The organism is Pseudomonas sp. WS 5051 (assembly GCF_012985715.1).
Lineage (GTDB): Bacteria > Pseudomonadota > Gammaproteobacteria > Pseudomonadales > Pseudomonadaceae > Aquipseudomonas > Aquipseudomonas bubulae.
Genome location: NZ_JAAQWV010000007.1, coordinates 266,331 through 284,447 on the forward strand (window position 1 = coordinate 266,331; position 18,117 = coordinate 284,447).

15 protein-coding genes are annotated in these 18,117 nt (G+C 62.3%); 4 read left to right on the forward strand and 11 right to left on the reverse strand.

Translation table 11 applies throughout. The features are described 5' to 3' along the window. Nucleotides 1–15 precede the first annotated feature (15 nt). From HBN79_RS14175 to HBN79_RS14200, 6 genes are all read right to left on the reverse strand, one after another. On the reverse strand, nt 16–1,476 hold the full coding sequence (locus HBN79_RS14175; RefSeq protein WP_169916818.1) for an amidase: 1,461 nt from the start codon (nt 1,474–1,476) through the stop codon (nt 16–18). Nucleotides 1,477–1,556: 80 nt separating this feature from the next. Next, on the reverse strand, nt 1,557–2,855 hold the full coding sequence (locus HBN79_RS14180; protein WP_095001509.1) for a carbohydrate porin: 1,299 nt from the start codon (nt 2,853–2,855) through the stop codon (nt 1,557–1,559). A 390-nt stretch (nt 2,856–3,245) separates the two neighbouring features. After that, a complete protein-coding gene (locus tag HBN79_RS14185; protein ID WP_095001507.1) occupies nt 3,246–4,757 on the reverse strand; it encodes a PLP-dependent aminotransferase family protein in 1,512 nt (503 codons plus the stop codon). Between the two features lie 14 nt (nt 4,758–4,771). After that, entirely contained in the window at nt 4,772–6,166 is a 1,395-nt protein-coding gene (locus HBN79_RS14190; protein ID WP_169916819.1) for a TolC family protein, read from the reverse strand. 2 nt (nt 6,167–6,168) lie between these two features. Beyond that, on the reverse strand, nt 6,169–7,758 hold the full coding sequence (locus HBN79_RS14195) for an MDR family MFS transporter (protein WP_095001505.1): 1,590 nt from the start codon (nt 7,756–7,758) through the stop codon (nt 6,169–6,171). Then, a complete protein-coding gene (locus HBN79_RS14200; RefSeq protein ID WP_095018314.1) occupies nt 7,751–8,833 on the reverse strand; it encodes an HlyD family secretion protein in 1,083 nt (360 codons plus the stop codon). Before HBN79_RS14200 ends, HBN79_RS14195 begins: the two co-directional genes overlap by 8 nt. Nucleotides 8,834–8,940: 107 nt before the next feature. On the opposite strand from HBN79_RS14200, the gene HBN79_RS14205 reads away from it, so the two are divergent. Then, entirely contained in the window at nt 8,941–9,636 is a 696-nt protein-coding gene (locus tag HBN79_RS14205) for a CerR family C-terminal domain-containing protein (RefSeq protein ID WP_095001503.1), read from the forward strand. Nucleotides 9,637–9,720: 84 nt separating this feature from the next. Here the strand turns inward: HBN79_RS14205 and HBN79_RS14210 are convergent, their stop codons facing one another. From HBN79_RS14210 to tauA, 3 genes are read right to left on the reverse strand one after another with little or no spacing between them, the layout of a single operon-like run. Continuing rightward, nucleotides 9,721–10,590 (reverse strand): ABC transporter permease subunit, encoded by an 870-nt coding sequence (locus HBN79_RS14210; protein ID WP_095020356.1) that lies wholly within the window; start codon nt 10,588–10,590, stop codon nt 9,721–9,723. Further along, nucleotides 10,590–11,426, reverse strand: a complete 837-nt coding sequence (locus tag HBN79_RS14215; protein WP_095001501.1) for a taurine ABC transporter ATP-binding protein — start codon at nt 11,424–11,426, stop codon at nt 10,590–10,592. The genes HBN79_RS14210 and HBN79_RS14215 overlap by 1 nt, the downstream gene beginning before the upstream one ends. 43 nt (nt 11,427–11,469) lie before the next feature. Then, nucleotides 11,470–12,468 carry a taurine ABC transporter substrate-binding protein gene (tauA, locus tag HBN79_RS14220; protein WP_169916820.1) on the reverse strand — a complete coding sequence of 333 codons (999 nt, stop codon included), beginning with the start codon at nt 12,466–12,468 and terminating at the stop codon, nt 11,470–11,472. Between the two features lie 184 nt (nt 12,469–12,652). Between tauA and HBN79_RS14225 the strand changes: the two genes are divergently transcribed. Next, entirely contained in the window at nt 12,653–14,170 is a 1,518-nt protein-coding gene (locus HBN79_RS14225; protein WP_169916821.1) for a PLP-dependent aminotransferase family protein, read from the forward strand. A gap of 98 nt (nt 14,171–14,268) precedes the next feature. Here the strand turns inward: HBN79_RS14225 and HBN79_RS14230 are convergent, their stop codons facing one another. Continuing rightward, entirely contained in the window at nt 14,269–15,579 is a 1,311-nt protein-coding gene (locus HBN79_RS14230; RefSeq protein ID WP_095025435.1) for an aminotransferase class III-fold pyridoxal phosphate-dependent enzyme, read from the reverse strand. Between the two features lie 191 nt (nt 15,580–15,770). Here HBN79_RS14230 and HBN79_RS14235 point away from each other — a divergent pair, with 191 nt between their 5' ends. Continuing rightward, nucleotides 15,771–16,508: a sulfite exporter TauE/SafE family protein gene (locus HBN79_RS14235; protein ID WP_095018319.1), complete on the forward strand. Its 738-nt coding sequence runs from the start codon at nt 15,771–15,773 to the stop codon at nt 16,506–16,508. 20 nt (nt 16,509–16,528) lie between these two features. Then, complete coding sequence (locus tag HBN79_RS14240; protein WP_169916822.1) at nt 16,529–17,287, forward strand: SDR family oxidoreductase; 759 nt, start codon at nt 16,529–16,531, stop codon at nt 17,285–17,287. Here HBN79_RS14240 and HBN79_RS14245 read toward each other — a convergent pair. Further along, complete coding sequence (locus HBN79_RS14245) at nt 17,223–18,065, reverse strand: hypothetical protein (RefSeq protein ID WP_169916823.1); 843 nt, start codon at nt 18,063–18,065, stop codon at nt 17,223–17,225. The two genes, HBN79_RS14240 and HBN79_RS14245, sit on opposite strands and share 65 nt — an antisense overlap. Between the last annotated feature and the right edge of the window lie 52 nt (nt 18,066–18,117).

The window sequence follows — 18,117 nt, forward strand, 5'->3', positions numbered from 1 at the left end:
CATCGGTTGAGTGGCTTACAGCGGTGCGCGTCGATCAGCCCAGGGGCTTGCCTGTTCGAGTTGCCCGGCCAATTGGAACAACAGGTCTTCGCGGCACCAGCCTGCACTGAACATCATGCCGATGGGCAAGCCGCTGCTGCTGGTGCCCAGCGGCACCGACATGGACGGCTGGCCACTGACATTGGCCAGTACGCTGTAGCCGATGCTGCCGATGATGCCCTGGATGTAGTGCGGGTAATCCTGATCCAGACTGGCCACTTTCAGTTCGGGAGTGATCTGCGAGGTGACCGGACTGAGCAGCAGGTCATAGTCGTCGAACAGGTGTTCCATGCGACTGCCGATCAATTCGAAACTGCGTCGGGCACGGTACAGGTTTTCGGCGGTGGCCGAAGTGGCATTGTTGACCAGATAACGGCTGACGGGCTCCAGTTCGTCAGCGTGCAACGGGCGGCCGAGGACGGTTTCGCGGTCACGCACGGCGGCCAGCAGTGCGGCTGCACTCACGGCGCCGTGAGCGCCGTATACCTGCTGCGGGTCGACGGGCAGGGTCACGGGGTCTACCCGATGTCCGAGGCCCAACAGCAGATCAACAGTAGTGTTCAAAACGCTGCGGATATCGGCGTCCAGTTCCAGGCCGGTCATGGCCTGATCGACCACGCCGATGCGCAACGAACCGGGGCTGCGTCGCACTGCCTCGCTGTAGCTTATGGCCTGTGGCGCGAGCCAGTAGGGACTGCCTTTTTCATGACCGTGACTGACGTCCAGCAACAGTGCCGAGTCGCGCACGCTGCGTGATACCACATGACCGCAACTGGCACCGAACCAGCCTTCGAAGGTGTCCGGGCCCTGAGGGGTGCGATAGCGCGTGGGCTTGAGGCCAAACAGGCCGCAATACGACGCCGGGATGCGAATCGAGCCGCCGCCGTCGGTGGCGTGGGCCACGGGCACGATGCCTGCGGCCACGGCTGCCGCCGCACCGCCGGATGAGCCGCCTGCGCTGTGGGCCAGGCTCCAAGGGTTGCGTGTCTGGCCCCACAGTGAGGATTCGGTGGTCGTGGTCAGGCCGTACTCGGGGCTGGTGGTCTTGCCGAAGATCAGCATCCCCGCAGCCTCGTAGCGCTGCACGATGGTGCTGTTGCGCGTTGCCGGCGGTGTGTCGGCCAGCATTCTTGAGCCGTTGGTGGTCAGGGTGCCAGTCAGGTAAGTGTTCAAGTCCTTGAGCAGCATCGGCACACCGGCCAATGCTCCCAGCAGCTCGCTGCCGGCGTGGTGACGGGCCCTGAGCACGCTGTTGGCATGCTCGTCGTGGCGCATGTTGACCGCATTGACCAGCGGGTTTACCGCATCGCAGCGCGCCTGGGCGGCGCTGAGCAGCATCCGGGGGGGCAGTTCGCCGGTTTTGACCGCAGCGGACATGGCTGTGGCGTCCAGCGCCAGATAGTCGCCGGTGGACAGTTGATAACGTTCATCGCTCATGTTCTACGACCTCGCATTAGCACCTGGGCCTGCGCTGCAAAGGACCAGGTGACGGGTATATACGGCTGGGGGCTGGCGCTTTAAAACAGGAAGTTCAGCGATTCCTGGAGCAACAGGGCATCGGAATGGATCGGCGTGAATACCGGGTTCTTGGTGTAGGTCAGACCGCTGATCAAATACACGCCGGGGATCAGGCGGGCCGCATAGGAAGCGGTTACCGCCAGGGTGTAGGGCGCCGCTTCCATGCCATAGCTCCTGGTCACGTCGCGCAGATCCTTGCTGTAGTAGCTCTTGGTCAGGCCCACGGCGGCCATGTCGGCAGGGCGGCTGGCGAACGGGCCGACATTGAAGGCACTGACCTGGAATGCCTTGTTGATGGCGTTGACCGAGTCAGGCGAGTAATCAAGTTTGCTGTCCAGATACCAGCCGCGGGCATCGCCGTAGGGCTTGGTCACCTGCACCGTCTCGGCCAGGTATACGCCGTAGTTGTTGTCCGACTTTTCACCGGTGGTGAACTCGGTGTAATGGCTGGTGTTGTACATGGCCCCTGCGCGCAGCCACATGGCGTTGGAGCTGGCCGACGGTGCCTGCTTGTAGCCGAACTCATTGATCAGCATGGCGCGGGCATCCGGCACCTTGAGGCGCAATCCGCTGGGGTTGAGGTCGACATCCTTCTGGATGCCTTCGGGGCTGACGCTGCGGGTCAGGGCGGTGCTGTTGTAGAAGCGCAGCGACGGGTCACGCACGATCACGTTGACGGTTGGGGTCGGCTCGGTAGCCGACATGCCGACCTGAAATGGCACCACGCTGCTTGGCCCCAGGGCGGCGGTCGAGGCACTGCCCCCCAGCGCCATGCCATAGAACAGGCGCACGCCGGGTATGAAGCCGTATTCCAGTTCCAGCTGGTGATTGAAAAAGGACTGGTTGATGGCAAATACCGAGACGGTTTTGACCCGCGGGTTGGCCGGGGTGTAGGTCGAGTCCACCCAGTTGCCGGCCAGTGTCAGCTGCGCGTCATTGGCAAAACCGATGCGGGTCAGATCGTAAGTCAGGTACAGGTTGAGCGACGTGTTGTAGCTGGGGTTCTGGCCGTTATACACCTGCTTTTTCGCGTTGTTGCCCAATACGTCATAGGTGTAACCGTTATACGAGGTGGCGGTAAAACCGATGCCATGCTCGGCCAGCTCCTTGCGCAGCCCCCACAGGTCCGGCTTGATCCGCGCGCAAATGGGCACGTTCTTGAAGGCCAGTTCGGCGCGGGTCAGCAGCTTTTCATACTGGGCACATTCGGGGGCAGCGGACGTGTCGGCTGCCAGCGCATGCTGGGTAAAAGCGAAGGCGGCAAGGCTGACGGCTAACGGATACTTTGCGTAAAACATAGTGAGAGTTTCCCATCCTTAACGTTTTGTTTTCAGGACGACGCCAAGTGCTTTGGTGGTCAGCAGTAGTACTGCATATCCGTGACCAGCGAATGGGGCCAGCGGGGACTATCGATAGGGCCAGGGGCTGGTAGTGCGACTACCGTGCGGGAGCCGGGGTTGTGGGAGCCGGGCTTGGCCGCGATGGGATCACTGCGGTTTGCCAGATGCAGCGCGTTGCCTGCATCGCGAGCAAGCCCGCTCCCACAGGAAGAGATGGCCCTGGGGTTGTGGGAGCCGGGCTTGGCCGCGATGGGGGCACTGCGGTGGGCCAGATGCACCGTGTTGCCTGCATCGCGGGCAAGCCCGCTCCCACAGGGGCAACGCAGGCGCTGTTGTGGGGCAAATGGCTCAGCCGCGCACAACTGCAGGTCGTTTCGCGTGGGCGTTGATCACCAGTCCCAGCTCGCGAATGCCGGGGGCAATCAGCTCCTGGGCGATGGAGCCAAACCCCAGGCGCAGGCAAGGCCGGGGCAGGGTGTCGGGCTCGACGCAAAACGCACTGCTCGGGTCAAACAGCACGCCCTTGGCCAACCCTGCGTAGTACAAGCTCAGCAAGTCGTGCTCGCCGGCCAGCTTGAGCCATAGCGTGGCGCCGCCGCTGGGCATGACAAACTCCGCATCCGGCAGCACTTCACGCAATGCGGTGGCCATCGCCCCGGCCCGCAGTTGCAGTTTTTCCCGGGCCTGTTGCAGCAACCGATCGTAGTGGCCTTGTTGAATAAACAGCGCGGCGGTGATCTGGTTGTTGCCCGGGATCTGGCGGATCATCAGCCGTTGCAGCTGGCGCAGTTGCTCGATCACCGGTGCCGGGGCAACGATGTAACCGATGCCCAGCCCCGGGGACAGCAACTTTGACAAACTGCTGAGGTAGATCACTCGCTCCGCCGGGTCGGTGGCCTTGAGCGCTGGCAGGGCGCGGCCGTCGTATTCGGTCTCGGGGTCATCATCGTCTTCGAAGATCACCTGATCGTGCATCTGCGCATGTTCAAGCAAGGCCTGGCGCCGGCCCAGGCTCATGGTCACACCGGTCGGGCACTGGTAGCCGGGTGTGCAATACAGATAGTCGCAGGCTGCCAGTGCCGGGGATATCTGCAATCCGTGTTCGTCGATGGGCAGCGAGACCATGTGCGCGCCATCGTGGGCAAAGGCATTGCGCGGATCGCGAAAGCCCGGTTCCTCGACCCCGACTACGCTGCCGGGGCGGGCAAACAGGCGCGCGAGCAGGTAAAAACTCTGCTGGCGGCCCAGGGTCAACAACACTTGATCATGGGTGGCGGCAATTCCGCGGCGCGGCAACACGCGGCGGATCAGTTGATCGATCAGCTGGCTGGCGCCGACGTTCTCGCCTTCCTGCCACCAACGATCCACGGCCTTCAATTCCAGTGCCTGACGGCTGCACTGGCGCCACTGGGTGAGCGGGAATTGCCGGGGATCGAACTGGCCGTAGATAAAGGGGTAGCGCACTTCACGCCAGGTGGGCGGGCGGTCCATAAACGCCAGCGGGTTGCGCGCCAGGTGCATGCGCGAGGCCCAGTCAGGTGGTTGCGCAGCCTGTTCGGGCAGAGGCCGGGTGGTCTGTGTCGGAGTGATGGCGCCGCACACAAAAAAACCGTCACGGGGCCGCGAATCGACATAACCCTCGGCTACCAGGCGTTCGTAGACCAGTACTGCGGTATTGCGCGAAACCCCGGTCAGCATCGCCAGATCACGGCTCGATGGCAGCCGTGTACCGCCAGGCAAACGCCCGTCGAGCATGGCCGTGACAAACGCGGTGCACAGCTGCACCTGCAGCGGCTCATCGTGCCTGCGCACTTTGGGCAGCAGCTGGCGCCACATCAAATCGTGCTGACTGGAGCGCATGGTCTATCCGGAAATCAGGTCGGGGAGCGCCACCCTAACCCAAGACTCTTTTGCAGGGCTATGTAGTCCTTGATCAACTGACCGTCACTGTGAACCCGGTCCTGTTCGGCGCGGTAGCGGGTGCGTTCGGCGTCCAGCCAGTCGAGCACGCTGCTGGTACCGGCGCGGTATCGCTGTTCGGTGAGGGTGGATGCGCGTACGGCGCTGGTTTCGACCCGGCCCAGGGTGCCCCTGCGCTGGCGTTCGTTACCGTAGCGGGCCAGTGCCACATCGGCATCGCGCAGGGCACCGAGCACGCTGCTGCGGTACCTGGCCAGGGCCTCGTCGCGTCCGGCTTCGGCCTGTTTGACCTGGGCCTGCACGCGGCCAAAGTCCAGCCAGTTCCACTGCAGATAGGGGACACCCAGGACGCTGAGGTTGTCCTTGCGCAACAGATGGCCCGGCGCGCTGGCGCTGAAACTCAGGGAGCCGAACAGGCTGACCCTGGGAAATGCCGCCGCCTTGTGTTCTCCGATCTGCGCGGTGCTGGAGGCCAGCCGGCGTTCTGCAGCGCGGATGTCGGGGCGCTGTTGCAGCAACTGCGCCGGGTCACCGATATTGACCATGGCGGGCAGTGCCGGCAGCGCGGCTTCGGTGCCCAAACGGGTGTCCAGGGCGCCGGGCTCGAGACCGCTGAGCAAGGCCAGTTCGTCGAGGGATTCAATCACTTCCAGCTCCAGGGCGATGGACGCGGCACGGGTGGTTTCGACCTGGGTGGCGATGCGTTCACGGTCCAGTTCCGAGGCGGTTCCCTGGGCCAGGCGCTGCCCGGTAAAGTCCAGCAACTGGCGCTCAAGCTGTTCGGACTGGCGGGCGATGCGCAGCCGCTGTTGCTGGTCGCGCAGGCCGATATAGGCCTGGCCCACTTCAGCGGCCAGTTGCACATGAGCGTCGGCCAGATCCGCCTGTACGGCATCGGCTTCGGCACTGGCTGCTTCTACCGCGCGGCGGCTGGCGCCGAAAATATCCAGCTCCCAGCTGGCATCAAAACCGCTCAGGTACAGGTGGGTGGCGTCGGTCTGGCTGTCACCCGAGCCGGTGTAAAGCGCCGCTGCCGTGGCCGAGCTTTTGGGCATCTGGTTGCTGCGTTTTTCCGCCAGTCCGGCGCGGGCCTGGCGTAACCGCGCGGCGGCCGCTTGCAGATCGGGGCTGTGGCCCAGTGCACTGTCGATCAACTGGTTGAGCACCGGGTCATTGAGGTCGCGCCACCATTCGGCAACCTGTGCTGTTTGCGCCTGGGTGCCAACCACCTGACGGGTAAAGTCCCTGTCTTGCAGGTGGCTGTCGGGTGCCGCGTGATAGTCCGGGCCCAAGGTGCAGCCCACCAGCAACAACGGACCCAACAGGCTCAAGGGTTTGCAAGCGATCATGGTCAGTGTCCTGTGTTCAATGGCGTACCGGCAGGCGGTTTTTTTAGAAAGAGGGCGAGGGGCAGACACAAAAGCAAGGCGATGCCGAGCACGTAGAAGGTTTCGCTGTAGGTCATCACTTGCGCCTGAACCTGGATCTGCCCGGCCAGTTGACCCAGTGCCTGGAGCTGGGCATGGGCGAGATCGCCGTGCTCAGCGAAAAAGCCCTGGGCGGACGCTGCAAGCTGAGTGTGAGCTTCGACCGACTGTACGCTTACGGCATCGCGCAAGGTGGCATCATGGAAGCTGCTGCGCCGTTCGATAAACGTCCCCAGCAGCGCCAGCCCCACCGAGCCGCCGAGGTTGCGCGCCATGTTGTAGATACCCGCAGCCTCACCCGCCTCGTGGGCCGGCACGCAGCTCATGGAGGCCTGATTGAGCGGCATCATCGCCATTACCTGGCCCAGGCCCAGCAGCAGTTGGGTGCGAGTGAAATTCTCGCCCACGCTGTCGGCGGTCAGCCCCATGGCCAACAGGCAACTGCTGGCCAGGCAACCGAGGCCAAGCATGACCATGATGCGGGTATCCACGCGGCCAAGCAGGCGTGGCAAAACAGGCATCATCAAAAACGCCGGCAAACCCGACATCAGCATCACCGCTCCGGATTGCTGAGCATTGAAACCGGCAATATTGCTCAGAAATTGCGGCAGTACAAAGGCCACGCAATACAGTCCGCAGCCCACCACAAATACAATCGCGATCACGCTGGCAAAGCGCGGATTGAGCAGGAGTTTCAGACGCACAATCGGCGTCTTCGACAGCCTCTGGGCAATCAGCAGCAAGGCGATCCCGGACACCGCCAGCAGGCTCAGGCCGATGATGTGCGAAGACTCGAACCAGCGCTCGCGATTGCCTTCTTCGAGTACCACGGTCATGGCGCTAAGGCCCACGGTCAGGCCGATAATCCCCAGCCAGTCGGCCTTGATAAACGCTTGCCAGTTGCTCGGGCTTTTTTTCAGACCCTGACTGAGCATCACCAGTAGCAAGGCGCACACCGGAATGTTCAGAAAGAAACACCAGCGCCAGCTGAAATTTTCGGTCAGGGTGCCGCCCAATACCGGGCCCAGCAGTGGCCCGAGCAGTACGATCAGGCCGAACATTGTCATGCCGATGGGCATTTGATGGCGCGGTAAGCGGGTGGCCACCAACACCTGCGCCGTGGGAATCATGGCCCCCCCGGCAAAGCCCTGGCCGAGCCGGCCAATGACCATCTGCGGCAAGGTTTCGCTAATGCCGCACAGGATCGAAAACAGACTGAACAGAATCGCGTTGCCGATCAGGAAATTGCGCAGCCCGAACACCCGTGTCAGCCAGGCGGTTAACGGGATCATGACAATTTCAGCCATCAGATAGCCGGTCGAGATCCATGTGCCTTCGGTGCCAGAGGCGCCAATCTGGCCCTGAATCTGAGGCAGGGCGGCGTTGGTGATGGAGATGTCCAGCGTGGCCATCAACGCGCCCAATGCGCCAGCAAAGACCACAATCCAGTCGCTGGTACTGGCGTTTGCCCGGGGCGGTTGCAGCGCTGCGGATGCAGCAACAGCACTAGCCACGATGGGTGTCGACGTCGACAGTGGCCGACAGCCCCGGCATCCACTCAATGCCTTTATCGGCAGAGGGGTTCAGGCGAATGCGCACCGGCACCCGCTGTACGATCTTGGTGAAGTTGCCGGTGGCGTTGTTGGACGGCAGCAGGGCGAACTGTGAGCCGGTACCGGGCGACAGGCTTTCAACCACACCCTCAAATTTTATCCCCGGCCAGGCATCGATATGCACCGCCACGGTCTGGCCGGGGTGCATGCGCTCGATCTGGGTTTCCTTGAAGTTGGCGGTCAGGTAGACCTCATCGAGGGGCACTATGGTCATCAGGCGCGTTCCGGGTTGCAGGTATTGGCCCACCCGCACCGAGCGGCTGCCGACGCGGCCGGCCAGGGAGCTGTAAACCACGGTGTCCTGTTCATCAAGCTTGCTTTGGCGGGTGCTGGCCTGGGCGCTGGCCAGTTGTGCACGGGCTTGTTCAATGGCGGCGCGCTGGGTGTGCAATTGGCGCTGGGCAACGTTCAGTGCCGCCGCCTGGGCAGCCCGCCTTGCGCTGGCCTGACGCAGGGCGTTGCGCAGCTCGGCCATGCGCTCCTGCGTCTCGGCGCCACTTTCGGCCAGGGGCGCGTAGCGTTTGACCTGGGCGGCGGCGTACTGCTCGTTGGCGCTTTCGCCTTCCAGCTGCGCCTGCACCTGGGCAATGGACGCGCCGTGCTGTTCAAGCTCGGCTTCGCCCCGGGCAATATCGGCCTCGGCTGCGCGAATGGCCGCTTCGGATTTTTCCCGCGCAGCCTGATAAGTCCGCACATCGAGGCGCACCAGCGGCTGGCCGACGCTGACGTTCTGGTTGTCGCTGACATACACCTCGCTCACCGTGCCTGCGATCTTGGCGGCTACGCTCAGGCTGTCGGCCTGCAGGTAGGCGTCGTTGGTGCTTTCGATAAAACGCCCCACATTCCACCAGTGTGCACCCCATATGGCAGCACCCAGCAGCGCGCCCAGGCCGAGAGCACCCAGCGCCAGGGTTTTACCAGGCTGGCGTTTGGGCCTGATCTTGATCGATGGGTCTAGGGCCTGATGTGCGGTCATGGTGCTCTCAATTGTTATCGGTTGTAACAATTATTGCGATCGGTAAAATTATGTCAATCGATATAAATTCAGGCACACTCCCGTCTTCATCGATCAAGGAGAAGCCCATGACCACGATTCACCGGCGCCGACCTGCCAGCGAAGGCGGCTATACGTGTGGGGATGAAACCAGTGCGCGAATTATCGAAGCGGCCCTCAACCTGTTTGGCGAGCGTGGCTACGAGGGCGCTTCGACCCGCGATATCGCCGAATTGGCGGGGGTTAATGCACCGGCGCTCAATTACTACTTCAAGAACAAGGAAGGGGTGTATAGCGCCTGCACCGAGTACATGGTGGAGCGGATCTGGGATTACCTGGCGCCGACCATCGAAGCGGCCCAGGCGCTGCTGGGCACGCGGCCGGACACCGAACAGCTGATCGACACCTTCTGCGCCATCCAGAGCAAGATTGCCGAATTCATGCTGGTGTCCAACCGTACCAACAGCTGGCGCAAGTTCTATGCGCGGGAGCAGGCGGGGCTGGGCCCCAGCGCCGGTGAAGAAATGATCAGCCAGCGTATAGGCCAGCGCATTATCGGCGTGACCAGCGGAATCATTTCGCGGCTGATGGGCCCGGATGCCAGTGATGAAGAATGCATCCTGCGCTCCATGACCCTGACCGGGCAGTTACTGCCGTTTCACCTGACCCGCACCAGCTCGCTGAAGTCACTGGGCTGGGACACACTGACGGCCGAGCGTTACGCCATGCTGATGGGCATCGTGCGCGAGCAGACCGTGACCCTGTTGCGCGGGTTGGTGCGCTAAGACCTGCGACTGTGGGAGCGAGCCTGCTCGCGAACGCCCTTCGCGAGCAGGCTCGCTCCCACTGGGCCGGCTACGGGTTTTCATTTATCCCCGGCCCTTCCACGGCACCAGTTTGCGCTCCAGCCAGCGCATGCCCAGATCGAACAGCAGGGCCAGCGCTCCGATCACCAGAATGCCCATGATCACCACATCAGTGGCCATGAACTTGGACGCCGTCAGCACCATAAAGCCCAGCCCGGCCGTGGCCGCGACCATTTCGGCGGCCACCAGGGTGGTCCAGCCAAAGCCGATGGCGATGCGCATGCCGGTCAGAATTTCCGGCAGGGCTGCCGGCATGATCACCTGCCTGAGCACTTGCCCGCGGCTGGCGCCCATCGAATAGGCCGCGTGGATCTGCTCAATGGCCACCGACTTGACCCCGGCCCGGGCACTGAGTGCCAGCGGGGCAAACATCGCCAGGTAGATCAGGAGGATTTTTGAGCCTTCACCGATACCCATCCAGATCACCACCAACGGCAGATAGGCCAGCGGCGGCAGCGGGCGGTAAAACTCCACCAGTGGGTCGAACACGCCTCGGGCCACCCGATTGACGCCCATCAAAATACCCACCGGGATTGCCGTCAGCACCGCCAGCGCAAACGCGCCAAACACCCGCAGGGCACTCCAGCCGATATGTGTCCACAGGCTGGCATCGGCAAACCCGTCGCGGCTGACATCCACGATCTGCGCCCATACCGCCTGGGGCGAGGGCAAAAACAGCGGCTTGATCCAACCGCCATTGGTGGCGAAAAACCACAAGGCGAACACGACACAAATCGTGCCCAGGCTCAGCCCCATACTGGAGCCGTTGCCCGGTGCGCCATATTGCTCGCCCGGCTTTGCCGGCGCGGCGCGGCGCAGTTCATGGAGGGTGCGCAGCACGGCATTGCGTTGTTTTTCGTCCAAAAGGCTCATTACGCTGCCTCCTCGTCACCGTGGATGATGCTCAGGATCTGCTCGCGCAGGGCGATGAAATCGGGGCTGGATTTTACGGCGCGAGCGTCGCGGCACTTGAGAAAGCGCTGGCCGAAATCCACCGAAAACTCGTGGGTGATACGCCCCGGGCGTGGCGACATGATGATCAGTCGGGTGGCCATAAACAGCGCTTCTTCGACGTCATGGGTGATAAAAAACATCATCTTTTGCGTGCGCTGCCAGATCTCCAGGATCAGTTCCTGCAAGCGTTCGCGGGTCAGGGCGTCCAGTGCGCCGAGGGGCTCGTCGAGCAGCAGCATCTTCGGGTCATTGGTCAGGGCGCGGGCAATCCCGACACGTTGCTGCATGCCGCCCGACAGCTGATAAGTGGCGTGATCGCGAAACTCCGCTAACCCGGTCAACTGCAAAAAATGCAGGGCACGTTCTTCGCGTTCGACCTTGGGGATACCGCGCAACTTGAGACCGAAGGCCACGTTGTCGATCACATTCAGCCACGGCAGCAGCGCATGTTTCTGGAACACCACACCGCGTTCTGCGCCGGGGCCGGTGACCTGGTCACGCAGCTCGGCGCCGTCGATGCGCTCGGGCACCTGGCCGTGATAGTCGCCCAGGGTAATTACCCCGCTGCTGGGCTGGATAAACCCGGCCATCAGGTTGAGCAGTGTGGTCTTGCCGCACCCTGAAGCACCCAGGGCGACGACAAAATCACCGGCGGCAATGTCCAGATTGACCCCGGACAGAGCCCTTACCGGCTGACCCTTTTGCTGCCCGGGGTAGAGCACCGACACATCATGAATTTTTAGGCTGAGGGGCATGGCGTGTTCCTCGTCAATTAACTTGATGCCCTGTGGGAGCGGGTTATTGGGCGTTTTGCACAAACGTCGGGTTGATCGCCGCGCTGTAGTCAGGCAGCAAGGCCGGGATTTTCTTTTGAGCTTTCAAGAACTCGGCGGTGGCGGCCAGTGCCTTGGCAGCGCCACCGCCCAGCCACGTCGGGCCGGCCTGTTCGCTGGCCAGCGGGAACTGGTACAGCGCCAGCACCGGTGGTACTTCTTCAGGTTTGGCCCCGGACTGCTTGGCCACGTTGATGACCTGCGGCGAGTCGGCGGTCCAGGATTTTGGCGCCTTGACGTAACCCGCGGTGCTGTCTTGCAGCACCTGGGTGAACGCCTGCATGCCGGGGCCGTTGGCGGCAGCGAATTGTTTATCTACCACCAGGCCGTCGAAGGTGGCCTTGCCCCAGTCGGTCAGTTGGCCCGAGGTCATCAGCACATGGCCGCTTTGCTTGAGACGGCCCAGGGCCGGATCCCAGATAAACGCCGCGTCGATATCACCGCGCTCCCAGGCTGCGGGGATATCCGAAGGTTGCAGGTTGATAACCTTGACCTTGCCGGTCAGGCCGAACTGCTCAAGGGCAAACAACGCGTGAAAGTGGGTGGTGGAGACAAAGGGTACGGCGAGGGTTTTGCCGGCCAGGTCCTGTGGCGCGACGATACCGCTGCCATTGCGTACCACCAGCGCCTCGGCATCGGCAATGTTGTCCAGAATCCAGAACAATTGCGCATCCACACCGCGGCTCACGGCGGCGGCAATCGGGCTGCTGCCGGCGACCCCGATCTGCACATCGCCCGAGGCCATGGCCATCATCACGTCGCCGCCGCTGTCGAAGTTGCGCCACTGGATATCCCAGCCGGTGGCTTGCTCGAACTGCTTTTGCGCGATGGCGTCTTTCCAGGGCGCAAACATGCTTTGCACGCCGATGGTCACGGTCTGAGCGTGGGCAGTGACTACCAGGCTCAGAGCGGTAAGGGGCAACAAGACGGTGCGACGGATCCATTTGTTCAGGGGCTTGAGCATGGTGAGACTCCGGGCTGGGGGATGTCTGTGTTTTTGTCAGCCCGATCTTAGGCGCTGGCTCGGCGCTTGCTTTAGATCCAGTTGCTGCAAGCTGTGGTGCCAGAGGTCGTTGCAGGCCTTGTGTGGCAAGGGTTGTAGCGCATTGGGTGCGCCATGACGGGGCGCCGGGCCAGGAGCTTGAACCATGTTGGAGCGTTATTTTCGACCCTTCGAAGCTGGCCGGGGCTTACAGGAGCAACTGCGCGAGAGCTTGCTCAGCGCGATTCTGGACGGTGCCATGCCGCCCGGTGAGCCGATGCCGTCATCGCGCAAGCTATGTGAGCTGCTCAACGTGTCGCGTAATACTGTGGTGCTGGTGTATGAGCAGTTGGTGCAGGATGGTTATCTGATCCCATCGGACCGGCGCGGTTTCTTTATCAACGAGAAGTACCTGCGCCAGCAGCTCAATGTCAGCCTCAAACCCGCCACGCAAAAAATCTTCGAGCGCCCCGACCATGCACCGGACTGGGAGGCGCGCCTGCAAAGCAGTGCGTCGCAGTTGCGGGCCATCGTCAAGCCGCGCAACTGGCGTGAGTATCGCTACCCGTTCATCTATGGTCAGGTCGAGGCGGATGAGCAAACCGCTGCCCGCTGGCGCGACTGTTCGCGCATCGCCAGCACTGGCGCACATATGCGCAGTTGGGTCGATGATCAAGTGATGCTCGACGATCCGTTGTTGGTCGAACAGATTGTCCAGCGTGTGTTGCCCAAACGCGGGATCAGCGTGTCGACGCAGGAAGTGATGATCACCATCGGCACGCAGAATTCGCTGTATATGCTCGCCAGGCTGCTGGGCCGCCCGGGGCTGGTGATGGGGCTGGAGGATCCGGGCTATGTGGACGCGCGCAATATTTTCAGCCTGAGTGGCTGCGCGTTGAAACCGCTGCGCATTGATCGCCAGGGGCTGGTGGTCAATGAGCAACTGGCCGACTGCGAGATGGTGTTTTGCACGCCCAGCCATCAGTCGCCCACTGGCGTGACCATGCCGCTGTACCGACGCCTGGAGCTGATGGCCAGTGCCCGTGAAAATGACTTGTTGATCATTGAGGACGACTACGAAAACGAACAGAATTTTTTGGGCAGCAACCATCCGGCTTTGAAGAGTTTTGATGACAGCGGACGGGTGATCTATCTGGGCAGCTTGACCAAAAGCCTGCTGCCGGGGGTACGGTTGGGATTTATTGCCGCGGATGCCGAGCTGATCCATGAACTGCGGGCGCTGCGCCGTTACATCTACCGGCATCCGCCGTCGAACAACCAGCGTACGTTGGCGCTGTTTTTATCGATGGGCCATTACGATGCCCATGCCCGGCGGTTGCGCGACCGGCTGGCGCGCAAGTGGCGGGTGATCAGTCGGGCAATGGCCGAGCATTTGCCGCAACTCAATGCCAGCGGCATGGCGGGGGGCTCGTCGCTGTGGGTCAGTTGCCCGCCGGATGTGGATGCCTGGGTGTTGCAGCGGCTGGTGGCCAGGCGTGGTGTGTTGATCGAACCGGGGGATATTCATTATTTGAGCGAGCCGCGCCCGCTCAACTGCTTTCGGCTGGGCTTCGGGGCGATTGCCGAAGAACTGATCGAGCCGGGGATTGCGGCGCTGGGTGAAGCGTGGCGCGAGCTGAAAGCCCCTCACCTCAGCCCTCTCCCAGAGGGAGAGGGCGCTTGATGGGGGGTGATCTCGCAGCCGCGTGCGGTCAGTTCTGCCTTTGCTTTTAGTCCCCTCTCCCTCTGGGAGAGGGCTAGGGTGAGGGACTTGCTTTAGCCTTACAAAACCTCCCGCCCCAACGTCTCTCTCAACACTTCAAACATCGCATCCAAATCCGCCCGCCCAGTCACCAGCGCCGGGGCAAAGATGATCGCATCCCCGGTCGTTTTAACATGCAGCCCGGCGTCATACAGCGCCCTCTGCACCCGCGCACCTTTGGCTCCCGGCGCATCCCCCGGCGTCAGCTGTATTCCGCTGAGCAACCCATAACCGCGCAAGTCGCTGACTTGTGGCAGGCCTTGCAACCCGCTCAGGCACTCCAGAAAATACGGCGCCAGTTGCGCGCCCTTGGCAAACAAATCCTCATCCCGGTAAATATCCAGCGAAGCCAGCGCTGCCGCACAGGCCACCGGGTGCCCGGAGTAGGTATAACCGTGGAACAGTTCCGGGCCGCCACCTTTGCTGGCATTGATCACTGTGTCGTAAACCGCCTCGTCCACCGCCACGGCACCCATCGGGATTGCGCCATTGGTCAGGGCCTTGGCCAGGGTGATGAGGTCCGGCTTCACCTCAAAGCTCTGTGCTGCAAACGCCTGGCCGGTGCGGCCAAAACCTGTGATGACTTCATCGAACACCAGCAAAATCCCATGTTTGTCACAAATGTCGCGCAGGCGCTTGAGGTAGCCCACAGGCGGCACATACACGCCGATGGAGCCGGCAATCGGCTCCACAAAGCAGGCAGCAATGCTGTCGCCGCCATGCATGGCGATGATCCGTTCCAGGTCGCTGGCCAGGTCGGCGCCCTGCTGCGGTTCGCCCAACTGAAAGCGCTGGTCCTCTTGCCAGGTGTGACGCATATGGCTGACGTGGGGCAGGCCGCCGGTGGCGAAGGCCTGGCGGTTGCGCATCATCCCCGACAGGGCCACGCCGCCAAAGTTGACGCCGTGATAAGCCCACTCGCGGGACACAAACCGGGTGCGCTGGGCTTCGCCGCGAGCACGGTGATAGGCCAGGGCAATTTTCATCGCGCTGTCCACCGACTCGGAGCCGGAGTTGGTGAAAAACAGTTTGTTCAGGCCAGCAGGCAACAAGTCGCTCAAGCGTTCCGCCAGCTCGAAAGACAACGGCGAAGCCCGTTGAAAGTGCGGGGTGAAATCCAGGGTCAGCAATTGCTTGCACACCGCCTCGGCGATCTCGGTACGGCCATGGCCGGCAGCGCTGCAAAACAACCCGGAGCTGCCATCGAGCAGTTCGCGGCCCTCGGCATTCCAGTAACGAACGCCCTCGGCGCGGACGAACAACTGCGGTGCGCGGTGAAACTCACGGTTGTCGGTAAAAGGCATCCATTGGTGGTTCAGATTCGTCGCCATGCATGTCACTCCTGAGGGTCGGTCCGGTGCGGCCAGTTGCTCGCAGACTAGTCACGGCCGGGGGCAATCCTTAGATCCAGATGTGGTTTTCGATAGGGCCAGTTCTGGCCCCATCGAAAGCCCCGACTGGATCTAAGCCTCGGGGCGCGCGGCTGACTACAGTGGCGCCATTGAGCACCCTGGAGCAGTGTATGAACCCTGAAGCAAGTTGGGCCCTGAGTGCGCTGTGCGTACTGGTGGCGGCTGTGGTGCGCGGGCTCACGGGGTTTGGTTTTGCGGCCATTGCCGTGGTCGGGCTGGCGATGCTCGGGTCGCTGCAACAGGCGGTGCCGCTGGTGCTGTTTCTGGAGGTGGGGTCCAGTGTGATGCTGTTGCGCAGTGCCTGGCGCGAGGCGCATTACCCGCTGCTCAAACGCCTGCTGCTGGCGGCCGCGTGCGGAGTGCCGTGCGGTATCTGGTTGCTGACGGGTATCGACAGCGGTGGGCTGACAGTGGGGGTCTACCTGTTGGTGGGGCTACTGGCGATTCTGGGTCTGGCGCGTATTCGCCTGCCGATGGGCGAGGGTCGCGCCGGTGCCTGGCTGGTGGGGGGCAGCAGCGGGGCGTTGATCGCCGCATTCAGTATTGGCGGGCCGCTGGTAGTGGCGTGGCTCAGCCACTGCGGGTTGCGGGCCCGGGCGTTGCGAGCGACGCTGATCATGTTCTTTTTTGCCGTCGATCTTGCGGCGCTGGCCGGGCTGGCGGTGGCTTTGGCCATCCCCCCCGGCACAGGCCGGCAGGCATTGCTGATGCTGCCTGCGCTGCTGCTGGGGCTGTGGCTGGGGCAACAATTGTTCGCGCGTATCCAGGCCGAACAGGCCGCCCGTTTTACCCAATGGCTATTGCTGGTGCTGGCAGGCGTTGGTCTGCTGGGCCGGTCGTGGTCCTGATCGATCCCAAGGAGCTGTCTATGATGCCGACTGTTTTTATTACCGGTGCCACGTCCGGTTTTGGCGAAGCCTGTGCCCGTCGTTTTGCTGCCGCAGGCTGGTCGCTGGTGCTTACCGGTCGCCGGGCCGAGCGCCTGCATGCACTGGCTGACGAGCTGTGTGCGCAAGCCAGAATCTTGCCGCTGGTGGTGGACGTGCGTGACCGTGTCGCGATGGAGCAGGCCATTGAACATCTGCCTGCGGAATTCAGCAGGTTACGCGTGCTGATCAATAATGCCGGGCTGGCCTTGGGCACCGCGCCAGCCCCCGAGTGTTCGCTGGATGACTGGGAGACCATGGTCGACACCAATATCAAGGGCCTGCTGTACAGCACGCGCTTGCTGCTGCCACGGTTGATCGCTCACGGTGCCGGGGCAGGCATCGTCAATCTGGGGTCTATTGCCGGTAACTGGCCGTACCCTGGCAGTCATGTGTATGGCGCGAGCAAAGCCTTTGTGCGGCAGTTCTCATTGAACCTGCGCTGTGACCTGCAGGGTACCGGCGTGCGCGTCACCAACCTTGAACCTGGCCTGTGCGAGAGCGAGTTTTCGCTGGTGCGCTTTGCCGGGGACAAGGCCAAATATGATTCGGTCTACGCCGGCGCCCAGGCGATTCAGCCAGCGGACATAGCCGAAACGATTTTCTGGATTCTCAACCAGCCGGCGCACATCAATATCAACAGCCTTGAGTTGATGCCTGTGAGCCAGTCGTGGAACAACTTTGCGATTGAGCGGGCTTGAGCCCGGCTTTCCAGGGCGTGTACTCGACGCGATAAAACGCGCTGCTCATGCCCAGGGTGTTGGGCACAAAGCCCGGCATGGCGCTCAAGTCCAGTTGCTTGCAGCGCTGAACCAGTCCTGCAAGCAACCCATCGTCATGCCTGAACTCAGAAGGGCGCATGGCGTGCGGATCAAGGCTGGCGGCACATTCGCGCACCTGGCCGGTGCTGTCAGTCATCATCATCAGCGTGGCGACACCAATGCTGTCGATGGGCATCGGCGCGAGCAGTTGCTTGAACAAAAAGTCGTTTTGCGCCTTGTCCTGCAAAGCCGCATCGCGCCGTGCCCGGGTCTCGGGGGAAAGCCCAACCAATGGATACACCAGAACCGGCGCCACGACACTTGCCGTCTTGCTCTTGGGGTCGATCAGTGACGAGGGCAGCTCGGGGAACACCGCTGTCCAGCAGATCGACCGCAGGTCCAGAGCCAGCTTGCGATTGTAGGGGTAAACCCTGGCATCCACTTTCTTGTTGGGTTGAGTGCCGCAGCCAATGATGCGGTTCTTGTCATCGAGGGTCAGCATCAGATTGAAACTGCCATCGCGCCCTTGGGCATTAGCCAGGTCGCCCTCACGGGCGAGCACACTGCTGATCAGTTTTTCATACACACCGCGTTGTACCGCCTGCTCCTTTTCCTGGGCTTGGGTGAGCTTGGGCGGGCTATCGGGGTCAATGGTCGCTGACTGGCAACCTGCAAGCAGCACCGCTGTCAGGGCGAGGGGGAAAGAGGGTTTGAACATGACGATCCTTGTGCGAGAGGCTAGCCGGTGAAGTCCTTGCCGTTTTTTAAAC

Bases quoted from the DNA above. Each gene is read 5' to 3' on its own strand.
- HBN79_RS14180 (WP_095001509.1), bottom strand. From the start codon at position 2,855: ATGTTTTACGCAAAGTATCCGTTAGCCGTCAGCCTTGCCGCCTTCGCT.
- tauA (WP_169916820.1), bottom strand. From the start codon at position 12,468: ATGCTCAAGCCCCTGAACAAATGGATCCGTCGCACCGTCTTGTTGCCC.
- HBN79_RS14185 (WP_095001507.1), bottom strand. From the start codon at position 4,757: ATGCGCTCCAGTCAGCACGATTTGATGTGGCGCCAGCTGCTGCCCAAA.
- HBN79_RS14215 (WP_095001501.1), bottom strand. From the start codon at position 11,426: ATGCCCCTCAGCCTAAAAATTCATGATGTGTCGGTGCTCTACCCCGGG.
- HBN79_RS14175 (WP_169916818.1), bottom strand. From the start codon at position 1,476: ATGAGCGATGAACGTTATCAACTGTCCACCGGCGACTATCTGGCGCTG.
- HBN79_RS14240 (WP_169916822.1), top strand. From the start codon at position 16,529: ATGATGCCGACTGTTTTTATTACCGGTGCCACGTCCGGTTTTGGCGAA.
- HBN79_RS14230 (WP_095025435.1), bottom strand. From the start codon at position 15,579: ATGGCGACGAATCTGAACCACCAATGGATGCCTTTTACCGACAACCGT.
- HBN79_RS14210 (WP_095020356.1), bottom strand. From the start codon at position 10,590: ATGAGCCTTTTGGACGAAAAACAACGCAATGCCGTGCTGCGCACCCTC.
- HBN79_RS14225 (WP_169916821.1), top strand. From the start codon at position 12,653: ATGTTGGAGCGTTATTTTCGACCCTTCGAAGCTGGCCGGGGCTTACAG.
- HBN79_RS14245 (WP_169916823.1), bottom strand. From the start codon at position 18,065: ATGTTCAAACCCTCTTTCCCCCTCGCCCTGACAGCGGTGCTGCTTGCA.
- HBN79_RS14205 (WP_095001503.1), top strand. From the start codon at position 8,941: ATGACCACGATTCACCGGCGCCGACCTGCCAGCGAAGGCGGCTATACG.
- HBN79_RS14235 (WP_095018319.1), top strand. From the start codon at position 15,771: ATGAACCCTGAAGCAAGTTGGGCCCTGAGTGCGCTGTGCGTACTGGTG.
- HBN79_RS14190 (WP_169916819.1), bottom strand. From the start codon at position 6,166: ATGATCGCTTGCAAACCCTTGAGCCTGTTGGGTCCGTTGTTGCTGGTG.
- HBN79_RS14200 (WP_095018314.1), bottom strand. From the start codon at position 8,833: ATGACCGCACATCAGGCCCTAGACCCATCGATCAAGATCAGGCCCAAA.